Raw genomic sequence first — 16,223 nt, forward strand, 5'->3', positions numbered from 1 at the left:
AGGTGACTGCCGCGATGAAACGTTTGCAGCGAAAGGCCTTTACCGATGGCTCGGCAGTTTTGGCAGCAACACGGTCAACAGGCCGAGCAGCGGCATATAGGAGCAGATGCGGTAGACGAATTCGATGCCTTCCTTATCCGCATAGATGCCGAGAACCGCAGCCCCGATGCCGCCGAAACCGAAGGCGAAACCGAAGAACATGCCGGCGATGAGGCCGACGCGGCCCGGCACCAGTTCCTGCGCGAACACCACGATGGCCGAGAAGGCCGAGGAGAACACGAAGCCGATGACGACGACGAGAATGGCGGTCCAGAACAGGTTCGCATAGGGCAGCAGCAGCGCGAAAGGAATGACGCCGAGGATCGAGAACCAGATGACGACGCGCGAGCCGAAACGGTCACCGATCGGGCCGCCGAAGAACACGCCGAGCGCCGAAGCCCCGAGGAAGAGGAACAGCAGAACCTGTGCATCCTGAACACCAAGGCCGAACTTGTCGATGGTGTAGAAGGTGAAGTAGCTGGACAGGCTGGCGAGATAGGCATTCTTGGTGGCGGTCAGAACCACCAGTACCAGAAGCGTCATCATGACTGTGCCACGGGCAAGGGGAAGGGTGCGGCTGGCCGGCGCCTTGCCGACGGTTGCGCGGCGGTGGCGGGTGTACCAGACGCCGACCCAGGAAAGCACACCAAAACCGACGAGCGCAATCAGCGAGAACCAGCTGAGGCTGGACTGGCCAAGCGGGATGACGATGAAGGCGGCGAGCAGCGGGCCGATGGCCGTGCCGGTATTGCCACCCACCTGGAAGAAGGATTGCGCCAGACCGTGGCGACCGCCGGATGCCAGACGTGCGACGCGGGAGGCTTCCGGATGGAAGATCGCCGAACCGATGCCGATGAGGCAGGCGCCGATCACCAGAACCTCGAAACTATGGGCGAAGGCAAGCGTGATGAGGCCGGCGCAGGTGGACAGCATGGCCACCGGCAGCGAGAACGGCATGGGCCAGCGATCCGTCACCATGCCGACGACCGGCTGCAGCAGCGAGGCGGTGACCTGAAATGCGAAGGTGAGCAGGCCGATCTGCATGAAGTCGAGGGCATAATTGGCTTTCAGCAGCGGATAAAGCGACGTCAGCAGCGATTGCATGATGTCGTTCAGCATATGGCAGAAGCTGGCGGCTGCGATGATTGAAAACGCCGTGCGTTGCGGGTTGAAGCTGGTGCTGGCGCTGGTGATAGTGGCCATGATGAAGTCCTCTTTGGCTCCCGGCGGAAGACGGGAAACATGTCTTTATTTCTTCCCGCTTTTATTCATATTGTTTCTGGCCTGCATTTGTGTTCTGGACGATTTTCTTTGTGAGTGGGCCAAATGGCAAAAATCAAATCGCGGCAGCCTTCGGGACTGACGCTTGACGAGCATGAACGCAGTCTGAAATTGATCGACGGCACCAATGAGCCGGTGCTGGCGCTTTGCCGTGTTTACCCCACCGGACACCGGACCCCGCCCCACAGCCATAGCCGCGTGCAGATCTGGTGCGCCCGACGGGGTGTCGTGCTGGTCAGCACCGCGGATGGCCGCTGGATGATACCGCCCGGTCATGGATTGCTTATTCCCGCCGGGCTGCAACATGAAGCGGAAACCATCTCGACGGTGGAGATGCACTCGATCTATGTGCACCCGGACCTTTTCCATGCCGGTGCGCCAAGGGTGGTGGAAATAACCGATCTCGCCTCCAGCCTGATTTCGGAACTGCTGGCCGAGGAGCACCAGCCGTCGGCTTTCCACCGGCAGGGTCTTGTGCGGGCGCTTTTGCTGGATGAGGTAAACCGCCTGCCGGAACGGCCGCTGGGGCTGCCTTTCCCCGATAACCAGCGTCTGGCCGCGCTTTGCCGTGACTTCCTGAAGAAGCCGGTGGCCCGGGTGGAGATCGACGACTGGGCCGAAGTCATGGGCATCAGCCGCCGCTCCTTCACGCGCCTGTTCCGCCGGGAGATGGGGGTAAGCTTCGTCACCTGGCGCCAGCAGGCCTGCATTTTTGCCTCCTTGCCGAGGCTTGCGGCGGGTGAGGCGGTGACCAATGTGGCGCTGGATGCGGGTTATGAAAACATCCCGGCCTTTACGACCATGTTCCGGCGGATGCTGGGCAGTTCGCCACGAGCCTATCGGCAGGCGGCGCGACAGCGCAGTGCTGCTTTTTCCGATTTCGAAGAGATGGGTGGCTAGGGTTTGGGTACTCACTCACCCTCATCCCTGTGCTCGTCACAGGGATCCAGCCAGCCCAAGTCCTTGGGCTGGAAGGACTCTTTTCGCCGCGCAGACGCGCGTCGGCTGGATTCCTGTGACGAGCACAGGAATGAGGGTACCCTAAGCCGCTGTCGCCCGCATATCGCGGCGGAAATCCGAAGGCGACATGCCTGATATCTGGCGAAACGCCTTGTTGAAGGCGCTGACGGAGCCGAAACCGCTTTCCATGGCGATCTGCAGGATATTGTCCTTGCCCGTCATCAGCATTGCCTGTGCACGTGAAAGCCGCAGCAGGGTCAGATATTTGATCAGCGTCATGCCGGTGGATTTGCGGAACAGGTTCATCGCATATTTCGGGTGAAGCGATGCGGCGCGGGCAATTTCCGTCGCGTCGATATCGTCGAGAAAATTGGCGGCGATGAAGTCGCACATGCGCACCACGCCGATGGAGGGCGCCATGCCCTCGTCATCCAGTCTGCGTTTGCCATCGGCGGCGGATGACATGACGGAGTAGGGTTCAAGGAACATCCGCTCCACCCGCAGCAGCAGTTCTTCTACCGCGTGCTGGGCTTTCGCCGGATCCCCCGACGTGACGTAGCGGAACCAGCGGCCAAAATTTTCCGCATCCGCCCGGTCCGTCTCACCGCTCACCATCGTCGCACCACCCATCAGCAGGCTGGAAACGGCGGCGGGCAGCCGCATGCGGAAGAAATGCACGAGCGGCAGATGCGCGCCGGCGTAAAAGGAATCGTCAGAGGAATGGTCCATCTGGTGCGGCTGACCGCCCCAGAAAATGCACATCTGGCCGGCATCGAGCGTCAGGTCGTGATCGCCCATGCGATAATGCACCGATCCCGACATCACGTAATTCACTTCCACCTGCGCGTGCCAGTGGGGCCTGAGCATGATGGGCGGATGGTTGTGAAAAAGCTGCAGCGTCGTCGGCATGCCTTCGATGCTGCTCGCACCCGGCTGGTAGAAGGCTCTTTCAGCAATCTTACTTTCCGCCAAATCGATGTTCCCTTTTTACGAGACAGATTTCCTGCCGCCGGTAATGTGCCCATGTTCGCTGAAGAACGGCAATTGAAAAAGGGAGGTTTTCAATGTGCTTGAAATTTCTTGGCGCGTCTACGGCCATGCTGCTTCTCGCAGCCCCGGCTTTCGCGCAAACCGAAACCGTCACCATCTGGAGCTGGAATGTCGCGGCTTCTGCGCTGAAATCCACGATAGAGGGCTTCAACAAGCAGAATCCGGATATCAAGATCGTCGTTGAAGACCTTGGAAACAATCAGGTTTTTGACAAGACGCTGGCCGCCTGCGCAGCCGGTGGCGATGGTCTTCCGGATATCGTCACCATCGAGAATTTCGAGGCGGAACTGTTCTGGAGCCGCTTTCCCGATTGTTTCGCCAATCTGACCGAGCTTGGCTACACGCCTGAGAAACAGGCGCTTTTCCCGGATTTCAAACGCACGGAGCTGGAGGTTGACGGCGTCGCCTATGCGGTTCCGTGGGACTCCGGCCCTGTAGCGGTTTTTTATCGCCGCGACTTCTATGAGAAGGCAGGTGTCGACCCGGCCACCATCAAGAGCTGGGATGATTTCATTGCTGCCGGCAAGAAGGTCATGGCCGCCAATCCCGGCACCGTCATGGCGCAGGCCGATTTCAACGGCGACAGCGAATGGTTCCGCATGATCGCCAATGAGCAGGGATGCGGTTACTTTTCGACCGATGGCCAGAACATCACCATCAACAAGCCTGCCTGCGTCGCGACCCTTGAAAAGGTCAAGGAAATGAAGGATGCGGGCATCATCACGGCGGCGATCTGGGATGAAAAAATCCAGGCCAATACGGCCGGCAAGGCCGCAAGCCAGATGTATGGCGCCTGGTATGAAGGCACGGTGCGTTCCGGCTCTCCCGATCTTTCAGGCAAATGGGGCGTGTATCTGATGCCGAGCCTGACGCCGGATGGTCCGCATGCGGCCAATCTCGGCGGCTCTTCGCTGGCGATCAGCTCGACATCCGAGCGCAAGGAAGCCGCGTGGAAATATATCGATTACGCGCTCACCACCAATGAAGGGCAGGTGACGATGCTGAAATCCTTCGGTCTCGTCCCCTCACTGCTGTCCGCCATCGACGATCCTTTCGTCAAGGAAAAGCAGCCATATTGGGGCGGGCAGGCGGTGTGGACCGATATTCTCGCCACCCTGCCGAAGATCGTGCCGAGCCGCGGCACGGCGTTCCAGTCGGATGCGGATGCGATCTACAAGGCGACGCAGACGAAATATTTCGCGGGCGGTTATCCCGATGCGAAAGCGGCGCTCGATGATGCGGCCAAGCAGATCGAAACGGCGACGGGGCTGCCGGTGGCGCAGTAAGCCGGCGGTTAGGGCCGAGCGGGTGCCACAAGTTTCTTCTCCCCGAGGGGGAGAAGTCCGCGGCAGCGGGATGAGGGGGCGAGGGTAGCGATATTCGGCAACGTTTCCCCCTCATCCGACCCTTCGGGCCACCTTCTCCCCCTTGGGGAGAAGAAATATGCCGCACCGTTTTGCGACGGCACTTCCCCAGAACCGGGGCCGGGCTTGCCGCAAAGCAGATCGAAACGGCGACGGGGCTGCCCGTCGCGGAGTAAGCCAGCGGTTAGGGCCGAGCGGGTGCCACAAGTTTCTTCTCCCCGAGGGGGAGAAGTCCGCGGCAGCGGGATGAGGGGGCGACGTTAGTGATAAATCGAGAGCTAGCCCCCTCATCCGACCCTTCGGGCCACCTTCTCCCCCTCGGGGAGAAGAAATAGGCCGCGCCGTTTTGCAAAGGCATTCCCCTCATAGGGGCGCGCTCTTTCTGAAGCTTTTCCATTTATCCGGCCATCGTCCGGCACATGGAGGTCGTCATGCCGTCCAGGAACAGGATCGCTTATGCGTTCCTTGCGCCCTATCTCCTGATTTTCGCCACCTTCTGGGTCTGGCCGATCATCAGCTCGTTCATGCTGTCGTTCCAGAATACGCGCATAAACCCGTGGCGGTTTGCGCCCTCCATGAACTGGGGGCGGCTCGTTTCCGATCCGGCCTTTTATAACGCGCTTTATAATACGCTGATCATTCTGGTCATTCAGGTGCCCGTGATGATCGCGCTTGCCACCGTCATGGCGGTGCTGCTGAACTCGCCGCTATTGAAGGCGCGGCCGCTTTATCGTTTTGCCTTTTTTGCGCCTGTCGTTGTCGGCGAGGTGGCCTATGCGGCGGTGTTCCGGCTGATGTTCAGCGCCGATTTCGGCATCATCAACAAGCTCATCACATCAGTTGGCCTTTCGCCCATCTCGTGGTTCGACAATGCCAATGCGGCCATGGCGCTCGTCATCATCGCGGTGACCTGGCGCTGGGCGGGTTATAACGCCATCATCATTCTGGCCGGGCTGCAATCGATCCCCGGCGATGTCTATGAAGCGGCGACGCTGGACAAGGTCAGCAAGCGCCAGCAGTTCTTTTATATCACCCTGCCGTTGCTTAAACCCATCATCCTGTTCTGCGTTGTCCTGTCGGTCATCGGCACCATGCAGCTTTTTGCCGAACCCTTCCTCATCACCAACAGGGGCGGGCCGGGCGGCGGCACGGAAACGCTGGGGCTGTTCCTTTACCGGCAGGGCTTTACTTCGCTCAATTTCGGTTACGCCTCGGCCATTGCCTACACCATGGCGGCGCTCGCCATCGCCATTTCACTCCTCAATCTCTGGGTCGGGAGGGAGCCGAAATGAGATCGAAATCGAGATCGCTTTTCTGGCAGAAGATCGCGCTGCACGCGGCGCTGACACCGCTCGCCATCATCTGGCTGTTTCCGCTGTGGATGATGTTCGTGTTTTCGACCATGCCGGATTACGGCATTTTCAGCCCCGATATCGTGCTGGTGCCCTCCACCAACTTCGTCGAGAATTTCAACAACCTGCAGGCGGACACTAACTTCCTCAGGGCCATGTTCATCTCGATCACCGTCGCCGTCATCTACACGGTGCTTTCGGTGTTCCTGACGTCGATGGCGGGCTGGGCGCTGGCGCGTTATCGTTTTGCCGGGCGCGGCGTGGTGATCGCCATCATTCTCGGCACAATAACCCTGCCTTTCGCGGTCGTCGTCATTCCGCAATTCATCATGGTGGCGCGTGAATTCAAGCTCGCCAATACCTGGGTGGCCCTGATCGTGCCGCCGCTGTTCAACTCGCTCGGCGTGCTGTTCATGCGGCAATCCTTCTCGATGATGCCGACCGAGCTTTTCGATGCGGCACGGGTGGAGGGCGTCAAGGAGTGGCAAATCTTCCTGCGCATCGCTTTGCCATTGGCGCGTCCCACCATGGCGGCGCTGTCGATCATTCTCTTCCTGGCCTCGTGGAACAATTATCTCTGGCCGCTTCTCATCAATTCCCGCCCAGGAATGATGACCGCACCCGTGGCGCTTGGCACCCTCATCGGGCTCACCAAAGTGTCATGGGGCGGCATCATGGCCGGCGCGGTGCTGCTCACAGCGCCCATCCTCGTGGTTTTCGTGGCTCTGCAACGTCATTTCATCGCCGGCATTTCCGCCGGGGCAGTCAAGTAAGGGAGGCCGCATGGCGGAACTTTCGCTCAAGAACGTCGTCAAGCGTTATGGCGCGCTCGAAGTCATCCATGGCGCCGACCTCGATATTGCCGATGGTGAGTTCGTCGTCTTCGTCGGCCCCTCCGGTTGCGGCAAGTCCACGTTGCTGCGCATGATCGCCGGGCTGGAAGACATATCGGATGGCGATGTCAGCATCGGCGGCAGGACGGTCAACGATGCCGATCCGGCAGACCGCGGCATCGCCATGGTATTCCAGTCCTATGCGCTTTATCCGCATATGACGGTGGCCGAAAACCTGTCCTTCGGCCTTAGAATGAATGGCAACCCGAAGGCCGATACGCAAAAGCGTGTCAACCGCGCCGCCGAAATCCTGCAGATCAACGAGCTGATGGAGCGCCGGCCGAAACAGCTTTCCGGCGGCCAGCGGCAGCGTGTCGCCATCGGCCGCGCCATCGTGCGCGAACCGCAGGTCTTCCTGTTCGATGAGCCTTTGTCGAACCTCGATGCGGAACTGCGGGTGCAGATGCGCGTGGAAATCTCGCGGCTGCACAAGCAGCTGGGCACGACGATGATCTATGTGACCCACGACCAGACCGAGGCGATGACGCTGGCCGACAAGATCGTGGTGCTGCGGGCGGGCAATATCGAACAGGTCGGAGCGCCGCTCGATCTCTATGACGACCCCGCCAATCGTTTTGTCGCCGGTTTCGTCGGTTCGCCGAAGATGAATTTTCTCGACGCTACCATCATCGGCAGCGGTGCGGAGAACGTTACGCTCGCGCTCGACAGCGATCCGGCGGTGCGGCTCAACCTGCCGATAAGACACCGTTTGAACGACGGCACCAGGGTCTCGCTTGGCATCCGGCCAGAACATTTTTGCGATGCGGGGCAAGGTGATGCCGATCTCACCGTTCATGTCGATGTCGCCGAGCATCTCGGCAATACCAGCTATGTCTATGCCCGAACCGAAGGCGGCGAGCAGCTGATCATCGAACGGCCGGAATCGCGCGATGTCGGCAATCGCGACCGGCTGACGGTCGGCCTTTCCGCCCGCAAGGCCTTTCTTTTCGACAGCAAGGGCGAACGCCTGCGCTGAACCCTTTCCCAAGCACCCAAGACTGATATGAAGGACGAGGATTTCATGACGACCGAACAACCGATCCGCTGGGGCATCATCGGCCCGGGCACCATCGCCAGGACTTTTGCTGATGGCATAGCCCATTCCCGCACCGGCAGGTTAGAGGCCATCGCCACCCGCAACCCGGACAAGCCCGGCCTTGCGGAGGCCTTCCCCGGTGCGCGCATCATCCATGGGTACGACGCGCTGCTGGCCGATCCCGATATCGATGCCGTCTATGTCGCCACACCCCATACCGGCCATGCCGAATGGGCGATCAAGGCGATCCGGGCAGGTAAAAACGTACTGGTGGAAAAGCCCATCGCGCTTTCCGCCTATGATGCCGACGCCATTTTCCACGAGGCGAAAAAGGCCGGCGTCTTCGCGGGCGAAGCCTATATGTATCGCCTGCACCCGCAGACGGCGAAATTGCTGGAACTGGTCAAGAGCCGTGCGGTTGGCGATATCCGCATCATCCGCTCCAGCTTCGGTTTCAACATGGGCTCGTTCCGGGCCGATCACCGGCTTTTCGCCAATGAAATGGCGGGCGGCGGCATTCTGGATGTCGGCGGTTATCCGGTTTCCATGGTGCGGATGATCGCCGGCGCCGTGGACGGAAAACCCTTTGCCGAGCCGGAAAAGGTGGCGGGCGCCGCCCATCTCGGCCAGTCGGGCGTCGATGAATGGGCCTCCGCCGTGCTTAAATTCTCAAACGGCATCGTCGCCGAAGTCTCATGCTCGATCATGGCGGCGCAGGATAATGTGCTGCGCATCATCGGCTCGGAAGGGCGCATCGAGGTCAAGGATTTCTGGTTTGCTGCCGGCCACAAGGGCGGCACCGGGCGGATTGATATCGTCAGGGGTGACAAGGTCGAAACCATCGAATTGCCGGAGGATCGCTGGCTTTATTCCTTCGAGGTCGATGCGGCGGGCGAAGCGATACGGCAGGGTAAAAAGGAATTTGATGCACCCGGCATGGCCTGGGCCGACAGCCTCGGCAATCTTCGTGTCATGGATCAATGGCGCGCTTCCGTCGGGCTGGAATACAGCGTCGAAAAAGCAACGTCGCGCGTTGCCAATATTACCGGCGGCAAGGTCGTGGCCGGAAACGCAGTGCCGAAGCGGCAGATTCCGGGCCTTGCCAAACCCGCTTCCGTGGTCGCGCTCGGTTTCGAATTCTTCCCCAATTTCGCCTCCGCATCGCTGACACTGGATGCCTTCTATGAGGCGGGCGGCAATCTCTTCGATACGGCCTATGTCTATGGCGCAGGCAGGACCGAGGCGATCTTCGGCGACTGGCACACCAGCCGCAAGGTGCCGCGTGAGGAGATCGTGCTGATCGGCAAGGGTGCGCATTCGCCGCTCTGCTATCCTGACATGATCGCAAAGCAGCTCGATCAGTCGCTTGAGCGGCTGAAGACGGATTATGTCGATGCCTATTTCATGCATCGCGATAATCTGGACATTCCGGTCGGCGAATTTGTCGATGCCATGGATGCCGAAGTCCGGCGCGGTCGCATTCGCGGCATTTTCGGTGGCTCCAACTGGACGCGCGAGCGCATGGACGAGGCCGCCGCCTATGCGCAGAAGAACGGCAAACAGGCGCCCGGCGCGCTTTCCAACAACTTCTCGCTCGCCGAAATGCTTGATCCCATCTGGGCGGGCTGCGTTGCGGCATCTGACGATGAGTGGAAGGCATGGCTGCAATCCCGCCAGATTCCCAATTTTGCCTGGTCCAGCCAGGGGCGCGGATTTTTCACGGACAGGGCAGGGCGCGACAAGCATGACGATGAGGAAATCGTCCGCGTCTGGTATTCAGATCGCAATTTCGTGCGCCGCGACCGGGCAATCGAGCTTGCGCAAAAACTGGGCCGCCACCCGATCCACATCGCGCTCGCTTATGTCATCGCGCAGCCTTTCCCGGTCATCCCGCTGATCGGACCGCGCACCATCGCCGAGCTGGAGGACAGCCTTTCGGCGCTGGATATCGTGCTGACCGGTGAGCAGGTGAAGTGGCTGGAGGCTTGAAAGACAACGAGCGGCGGATTTATCCGCCGCTCGTTCGGATAGGGCAAGGCGTTGCGGCATATTTCTTCTCCCCGAGGGGGAGAAGGTGGCCCGAAGGGTCGGATGAGGGGGTAACGTTGCCGAATTTCGGAGAGCTCGCCCCCTCATCCCGCTGCCGCGGACTTCTCCCCGGCGGGGAGAAGAAACAAGGGGCATCCGCTCGCTCCAACTGACGAATCTCAGGATGGAGATGTCATCTTCCACCTTCTTTCCTCTCCCGGTGACTGCTAAAGCGTAGGTTCACAAACCTGCCGCCAAACAATCACCGGGGTTCCCATGAGCGATATCGACCGAAGCCGTGCGCAGCAGCTGATGCGGGAGGCGGAGATTGATGCGCTGGTGCTGTTCCAGCCCGAAGCCTTTCGTTATGCCGTCGGTGCGCATGCCGGCGTGGCGACCATGTGGGGCAGGGCGGGTTCGGCAATCGCGCTGGTGCCGGCCGATGCCGGGGCGGGGATTGCCGCCGTCGTCAGTGATCATGCCGCTCCGCTCGTCGGGAAGGCGGCGCCTGATGTCGATCTGCGCTGTCATCGCATCTGGATCGATATGGTCGATCTTTCGGATGTGGAAACCGCCACGCAGGTGGATGATGCCTATCGCCGCAACAATTCTGGTGGGCCGCGGCCGGAGACATTCGATCGTGCCGCCTGTTTCGGCCTACTCTCCGATCTGCTGCGGGAGCGCGGGCTGTCTGCGGCGCGCATTGGTGCGGACCTTGAATTCATGCCCGCCGCCGATTTTTCAGCGCTGCGGCAGGCGCTGCCCGACGTGAACTGGATTGATGGTTCGACGGTGCTGAAACGTCTGAGGGCGGTGAAATCCGAACGCGAGATCAAACTTCTGAAGCAGGCGGCAGCCGCTGCCGAGGCAGGGTTGGTCGAGATGGCAGCCGCCGTTCGACCGGGAGTAGCGCTTGGTCAACTCTCCGCCGCCTGGAAATCCGGCGCGCAGGCACATGCCGCAAAATCCGGTTTTTCGCTGAGCGGGCATTGGGACTATATTTCCGTCGGTCCGGCCCTGTCGGATATGGCGGCGGCGGTCACGCCGGGCGCACTGATCAAGGCCGATGTCGGCACGCTGGTAGACGGTTATTCGTCGGATGGCGCAAGAACCTTCGCATGGGGGCCGGTCTCGGCTCTTGCTGCCGATATTTTCAGGGCGCTGGAGGCAGCCTTCGCCTGTGGACTGGAAGCGCTCCGCCCCGGCAATACATTCGGCGCGGTGCACGCCGCCATGCTGGCTTCGATGCGCAAGGGCGGCTTCAGCGAATATTATCGCGGTCATTTCGGCCATTCCGTCGGCGGCGGGGTCGGTATCGAGGAATGGCCGTTCTTTTCCCATGGCAATCCGGAAATCATCCTTCCCGGCATGGTGGTCGCACTTGAAGCGCCATTCTATGGCGAAGGGCTGGGGGCGTTGATGATCGAGGATCAGTTCCTCGTCACATCATCAGGTGCGGAGTGCATGAACAACCTGCCACGCCCTCTCAGGGATTTATCCGTGAACTAAGCGCCGGCTCAGAGAAAGTCGTCGCGACGCGGGGTGAAGCAGTCGATCAGCTCGCCCTCTTCCAGACACAGGCAGCCATGTTCGATATGGCCGGGAACGACAAGGCTGTCGCCTTTCTGCAGGTCATAGGCGTCACCGTCGCGGTAAAAGCGAAAACTGCCGCTGGCGACATAGGTGGACTGCACATGCGGGTGGCTGTGCAGCTTGCCTTCTGCGCCGGTCTTGAACCGGAATGACACGACCATCAGCTCGGGCGCTTCGGAAAGCACGGTGCGTTCCACGCCGTCATCGGGTGAAACGGTGGGGAATTTGGGAAGCTGCTGCATGTCGTTCTCCTCTGTCTTGCAATATTGATTTTCAGCGCGGCGCACGCAGCATGGCGCGATAACGCGTCTGGCTGCTTTTCAGGTGGTTGCGCATGGCGCTGCGCGCCGCATCCTCGTTGCCATCCTGTATGGCGATCAGGATCGCTTCATGCTCGCCGACGAGACGGCTGAGATCGGCGGGTGAAAGCACGGTTTCTGCGCCATTATCGGCCACGGCGCGGCGCGGAATGACTGTCGGGCCGAGCACCTGCAGAAACTCGCTGAAACGGGGATTGTTGGTCGCTTCGGCCACGGCAAGATGAAAGGCGAAGTCGGCCTCGGCTGTCGGAATGCCCCTGGCGGCGCTGGCGCGGAAGGCATCGAAGGCCTCGATGATCTTTTCTTCCTGCGCCGGCGAGCGGCGAATGGCGGCAAGACCGGCGGCATCGCCCTCCACGGCGGTGCGCAGTTCCAGCATTTCAATCAGCGAGGAAACCCGGGCGAGATCGATATTGTGAAACGGCCGCCGCTCGACGGGTGCGGGCTCCAGCACGAAGACGCCGGCGCCCTGACGCGGCTCGACCAGACCGTCGGAGCGCAGCGAGGCGATGGCCTCGCGCACCACGGTGCGGCTCACCCCAAATTCCTGCGTCAGCTGCGCTTCCGATGGCAGGCGGTCGCCCGTCTTGTAGCGGCCCTTGGCGATCTGGCTGCGGAGTTCCTCCGAAACCTTCACCACAAGCGTCTTGGCTTGCGGAGCTGCCGGTTCGGAGGTTGTCGCTTTTGTCATCTGTGTCGCCGTTCTAAAAAGGATGCGGGGTTGCTTCCGGAAGTCCTCGATACGTTATTCGCGGCCCGGCTTGCAATCCCGCTGATCACTCAGCTCTGCTTGAAGATCGGCTTGTCGACAAACGTGCCGCCCTGAAACCGCACCAACGCATCCTTCGGGTCCGGCGGCGGGGTCGTCTCGGCTATATGCTTCCGGAAGGCCTCGGCATTGTCCTTCGGCTTCCAGCCCAGAAAGCCGAGATGCGAATTGTCCCACCAGCCCGCATCATTGGCCGACGCGCCCCAGACGACCGGGCAGCCGAGAACGGGTGCGCGAAACACCGCCTCGATCAGCGACACGAAATCGTCGTGGGAAAACCAGGTGGACAGCATGCGGTAATTGTTGGGCACCGGCGTGCAGGAGCCGATGCGCACCAGCGCCGTCTCCTGCCCGAATTTATCGAAATACATGCGGGCGAGGTTTTCACCGAAACATTTGGAGACGCCGTAAAGTCCATCCGGCCGCACGGGAACGTCGGGGCCGAGCCGCTCGGTTTGCGGGTAAAAACCGATCGTATGGTTGGAACTGGCAAAGACGATCCGCGGCTGGCCGTGGGCGCGGGCGGCCTCGTAAAGATTATAAAGCCCGATGATATTGCCCTGAAGGATCTGCTCGAAGGGCTTTTCCACCGATATGCCGCCCAGATGAACGATACCGTCGCAACCGGCAACCATCGCATTCACGGCATCCGCATCGGCAAGGTCGCATTGCACACATTCCTCGTTCGGCCCTGCCGGATCGAGCGGGGAGAGATCGGCAAGACGCAATAGCTCGGCCATGGGTGCGAGGCGCTCACGCATGACGCGGCCAAGCTGGCCCGCCGCACCGGTAACAAGAAGCCGTTTCATTGCCATTCTCCCTGAGCTTTGCCGTCTGCAACGCGGTCGAGATATGGCGGCGCCTCTTGACCTTGTCATACAGATCGTACAAAAAGCGGATAACATATATTATGTGCCATACGCAACAATCATGAAGGATGAGTTTGATGTTGACCGTCGAAACAAGGCAGGCCGTGAACCCGGAATATGCAAAGACGCTGGATACCGAAGGGCTCCGCCGGCATTTCCTCGCCAACGACATGTTCCGTTCCGGTGAAATCAGGCTGATCTATACACACTATGACCGGTTCGTCATGGGCGGTGCGGTGCCAAATGGCGCGGCGCTGACGCTGGACAAGGTGGAGGAAACCAAGACGCCGTCCTTCCTCGATCGGCGCGAAATGGGCATCGTCAATATCGGCGAGAGCGGCACCGTCAGCGCGGGCGGGCAGACCTACACGCTTAATCGCGGCGATGTGCTTTATCTCGGTGCCGGTAGCGGTGCTGTCACCTTTGATGGCGCTGGCCGATTCTACATCACCTCCTGCCCGGCGCATCGCAGCCTGCCGGCCAAGCTCGTCACGCTTGCCAATAGCAAGGAAGTCAAGCTGGGCGCGACGGAAACCTCCAACAAGCGCACCATCAACCAGTTCATTCATCCGTTGGTCATGGAAAGCTGCCAGCTGGTGCTGGGTTATACGATGCTGGAGGACGGCTCGGTCTGGAACACCATTCCCTCGCATATTCATGACCGCCGCATGGAGGCCTATCTCTATTTCGGCATGGATGAAAAGTCGCGTGTGCTGCATCTGATGGGTGAGCCGCAGGAAACCCGCCATCTGTTCATTTCCAATGAGGAAGGCGCCATTTCGCCGCCCTGGTCCATCCATTCGGGCGCCGGTATCGGCTCTTACACCTTCATCTGGGCCATGGCGGGCGACAATGTCGATTATACCGACATGGACTTCATTCAGCCGGGGGATCTGAAATGAGAAACCCCTTTTCGCTTGAAGGGCGCAAGGCGCTTGTGACAGGCGCAAATACCGGTCTTGGCCAGGCGATTGCGGTGGGTCTCGCCGCCGCTGGCGCAGAGGTGGTCTGCGCCGCCCGTCGCGCGCCGGATGAAACCCTTGATCTCATCGCAAAGGATGGCGGCAATGCGAGTGCGCTGCTCATCGATTTTGCCGATCCGCTGGCGGCGAAGGACAGTTTTGCTGACGCCGGTTTCGATATTCTCGTCAACAATGCCGGCATCATCCGCCGCGCCGATTCCGTCGAGTTTTCCGAACTCGACTGGGATGAGGTGATGGACGTCAATCTGAAGGCGCTGTTTTTCACCACGCAGGCTTTCGCAAAAGAGCTGCTGGCGAAAGGCCGCTCCGGCAAGGTGGTCAATATCGCCTCGCTCCTGTCGTTTCAGGGTGGCATTCGCGTGCCGTCCTATACGGCGGCGAAACACGGCGTGGCTGGTCTAACCAAGCTTCTGGCCAATGAGTGGGCCGCCAAGGGCATCAATGTGAATGCCATTGCACCCGGTTATATCGAAACCAACAATACCGAGGCGTTGCGTGCGGATGCCGCCCGCAACAAGGCCATTCTCGAGCGCATTCCGGCAGGCCGCTGGGGGCACTCGCAGGATATTGCCGGCGCGGCGGTATTTCTGGCGTCGCCGGCGGCGGATTACGTGCATGGCGCCATTCTCAATGTCGATGGTGGCTGGCTGGCGCGATAATCTGTGACAGATTTTCGAAATTCATCATACAAGATGTATGATGAGTTGTTGACAAAGATGCGGCAAGCGGCTTAGGTGGCTTTCAGTCAGTGAACTTGCAGAGGAATTTCGATGATGAACCCTGAACAAATCAAGACGGCGCTCGGCTCCGGTCTTTTGTCCTTCCCGGTCACCCATTTTGATGCCGAGGGTCGTTTTGCGGCCGATAGCTACAGGGAGCATGTCGAATGGCTCGCCGGTTATAAAGCCCCGGTGCTGTTTGCCGCCGGCGGCACGGGCGAATTCTTCTCGCTGAAGCCGGATGAAATCCCCACCATCGTTTCCGCCGCCAAGGAAGTGGCCGGCGAAACCGCCATCGTTTCCGGCTGCGGTTACGGCACCGAGATCGCCGTCGACATTGCCCGCTCGGTGGAAAAGGTCGGTGCCGATGGCATTCTGCTTCTGCCGCATTACCTTATCGATGCGCCGCAGGAAGGGCTCTATGCCCACATCAAGAAGGTTTGTCAGTCGGTCGGCATCGGCGTCATGGTTTATAACCGCGACAATTCCGTGCTGCAGGCCGATACGCTGGCGCGTCTCTGCGACGAGTGCCCGAACCTTGTCGGTTTCAAGGATGGCACCGGCGATATCGGTCTCGTGCGCCAGATCACCGCCAAGATGGGCGACCGCCTGATGTATCTCGGCGGCATGCCGACGGCGGAACTGTTTGCCGAAGCCTATCTCGGCGCCGGTTTCACCACCTATTCCTCGGCGGTCTTCAACTTCGTTCCCGGCCTTGCCAATGAGTTCTATGCGGCGCTGCGTGCCGGCGAACGCGCCACCTGCGAACGCATCCTGACGGATTTCTTCTATCCGTTCATGGCCATCCGCAACCGCGCCAAGGGTTATGCCGTCTCCGCCGTCAAGGCTGGTGTTCGCCTGCAGGGCTTCAATGCCGGTCCGGTGCGTGCGCCGCTGAAGGACCTGACCAATGAGGAAATCGGCATGCTCGAAGCCCTGATCGGCACGCACAAGCGTAAAGCCTGAT

15 protein-coding genes are annotated in these 16,223 nt (G+C 60.3%); 10 read left to right on the top strand and 5 right to left on the bottom strand.

Features of this window, described 5'->3' with window-relative positions; all coding sequences use genetic code 11:
* Positions 1 to 39: 39 nt before the first annotated feature.
* Positions 40 to 1,242: an MFS transporter gene (locus AKG12_RS18705; RefSeq protein WP_052820016.1), complete on the bottom strand. Its 1,203-nt coding sequence runs from the start codon at positions 1,240 to 1,242 to the stop codon at positions 40 to 42.
* 123 nt (positions 1,243 to 1,365) lie between these two features.
* Here AKG12_RS18705 and AKG12_RS18710 point away from each other — a divergent pair, with 123 nt between their 5' ends.
* Positions 1,366 to 2,220: an AraC family transcriptional regulator gene (locus tag AKG12_RS18710; RefSeq protein ID WP_052820017.1), complete on the top strand. Its 855-nt coding sequence runs from the start codon at positions 1,366 to 1,368 to the stop codon at positions 2,218 to 2,220.
* Positions 2,221 to 2,361: 141 nt separating this feature from the next.
* On the opposite strand, the gene AKG12_RS18715 is transcribed toward AKG12_RS18710, so the two are convergent.
* Positions 2,362 to 3,258, bottom strand: coding sequence for a helix-turn-helix domain-containing protein (locus AKG12_RS18715; RefSeq protein ID WP_197283336.1), 897 nt, complete (start codon positions 3,256 to 3,258; stop codon positions 2,362 to 2,364).
* Positions 3,259 to 3,344: 86 nt separating this feature from the next.
* Here AKG12_RS18715 and AKG12_RS18720 point away from each other — a divergent pair, with 86 nt between their 5' ends.
* From AKG12_RS18720 to AKG12_RS18745, 6 genes are all read left to right on the top strand, one after another.
* A complete protein-coding gene (locus AKG12_RS18720; protein ID WP_052820019.1) occupies positions 3,345 to 4,616 on the top strand; it encodes an ABC transporter substrate-binding protein in 1,272 nt (423 codons plus the stop codon).
* Positions 4,617 to 5,125: 509 nt separating this feature from the next.
* Positions 5,126 to 5,986 (top strand): carbohydrate ABC transporter permease, encoded by an 861-nt coding sequence (locus AKG12_RS18725; RefSeq protein WP_003523586.1) that lies wholly within the window; start codon positions 5,126 to 5,128, stop codon positions 5,984 to 5,986.
* Positions 5,983 to 6,819 carry a carbohydrate ABC transporter permease gene (locus AKG12_RS18730; protein ID WP_046800394.1) on the top strand — a complete coding sequence of 279 codons (837 nt, stop codon included), beginning with the start codon at positions 5,983 to 5,985 and terminating at the stop codon, positions 6,817 to 6,819. The genes AKG12_RS18725 and AKG12_RS18730 overlap by 4 nt, the downstream gene beginning before the upstream one ends.
* Before the next feature lie 10 nt (positions 6,820 to 6,829).
* On the top strand, positions 6,830 to 7,915 hold the full coding sequence (locus tag AKG12_RS18735; protein WP_046800395.1) for an ABC transporter ATP-binding protein: 1,086 nt from the start codon (positions 6,830 to 6,832) through the stop codon (positions 7,913 to 7,915).
* Between the two features lie 45 nt (positions 7,916 to 7,960).
* Complete coding sequence (locus AKG12_RS18740; RefSeq protein ID WP_052820087.1) at positions 7,961 to 9,964, top strand: aldo/keto reductase; 2,004 nt, start codon at positions 7,961 to 7,963, stop codon at positions 9,962 to 9,964.
* 315 nt (positions 9,965 to 10,279) lie between these two features.
* Positions 10,280 to 11,512 (top strand): M24 family metallopeptidase, encoded by a 1,233-nt coding sequence (locus AKG12_RS18745; protein WP_052820020.1) that lies wholly within the window; start codon positions 10,280 to 10,282, stop codon positions 11,510 to 11,512.
* Positions 11,513 to 11,520: 8 nt separating this feature from the next.
* Here the strand turns inward: AKG12_RS18745 and AKG12_RS18750 are convergent, their stop codons facing one another.
* From AKG12_RS18750 to AKG12_RS18760, 3 genes are all read right to left on the bottom strand, one after another.
* Complete coding sequence (locus AKG12_RS18750) at positions 11,521 to 11,838, bottom strand: cupin domain-containing protein (protein ID WP_046800500.1); 318 nt, start codon at positions 11,836 to 11,838, stop codon at positions 11,521 to 11,523.
* A 31-nt stretch (positions 11,839 to 11,869) separates the two neighbouring features.
* Entirely contained in the window at positions 11,870 to 12,607 is a 738-nt protein-coding gene (locus AKG12_RS18755) for a FadR/GntR family transcriptional regulator (RefSeq protein ID WP_046800397.1), read from the bottom strand.
* Between the two features lie 89 nt (positions 12,608 to 12,696).
* Positions 12,697 to 13,494: an NAD-dependent epimerase/dehydratase family protein gene (locus tag AKG12_RS18760; RefSeq protein ID WP_052820021.1), complete on the bottom strand. Its 798-nt coding sequence runs from the start codon at positions 13,492 to 13,494 to the stop codon at positions 12,697 to 12,699.
* Positions 13,495 to 13,631: 137 nt separating this feature from the next.
* On the opposite strand from AKG12_RS18760, the gene kduI reads away from it, so the two are divergent.
* The 3 genes from kduI to kdgD all read left to right on the top strand — a co-directional run bounded on the left by kduI (position 13,632) and on the right by kdgD (position 16,222).
* Positions 13,632 to 14,456 carry a 5-dehydro-4-deoxy-D-glucuronate isomerase gene (gene kduI / locus AKG12_RS18765; protein ID WP_052820022.1) on the top strand — a complete coding sequence of 275 codons (825 nt, stop codon included), beginning with the start codon at positions 13,632 to 13,634 and terminating at the stop codon, positions 14,454 to 14,456.
* The gene (gene kduD / locus AKG12_RS18770) at positions 14,453 to 15,196 is read left to right on the top strand and encodes a 2-dehydro-3-deoxy-D-gluconate 5-dehydrogenase KduD (protein WP_052820023.1); all 744 of its coding nucleotides are present in this window, start codon (positions 14,453 to 14,455) and stop codon (positions 15,194 to 15,196) included. Before kduI ends, kduD begins: the two co-directional genes overlap by 4 nt.
* A 114-nt stretch (positions 15,197 to 15,310) precedes the next feature.
* Positions 15,311 to 16,222: a 5-dehydro-4-deoxyglucarate dehydratase gene (gene kdgD / locus AKG12_RS18775; protein WP_052820088.1), complete on the top strand. Its 912-nt coding sequence runs from the start codon at positions 15,311 to 15,313 to the stop codon at positions 16,220 to 16,222.
* Position 16,223 lies beyond the last annotated feature (1 nt).

This window comes from Agrobacterium sp. SUL3 (assembly GCF_001263295.1).
In the GTDB taxonomy this organism is placed as follows: Bacteria; Pseudomonadota; Alphaproteobacteria; order Rhizobiales; family Rhizobiaceae; genus Agrobacterium; species Agrobacterium tomkonis.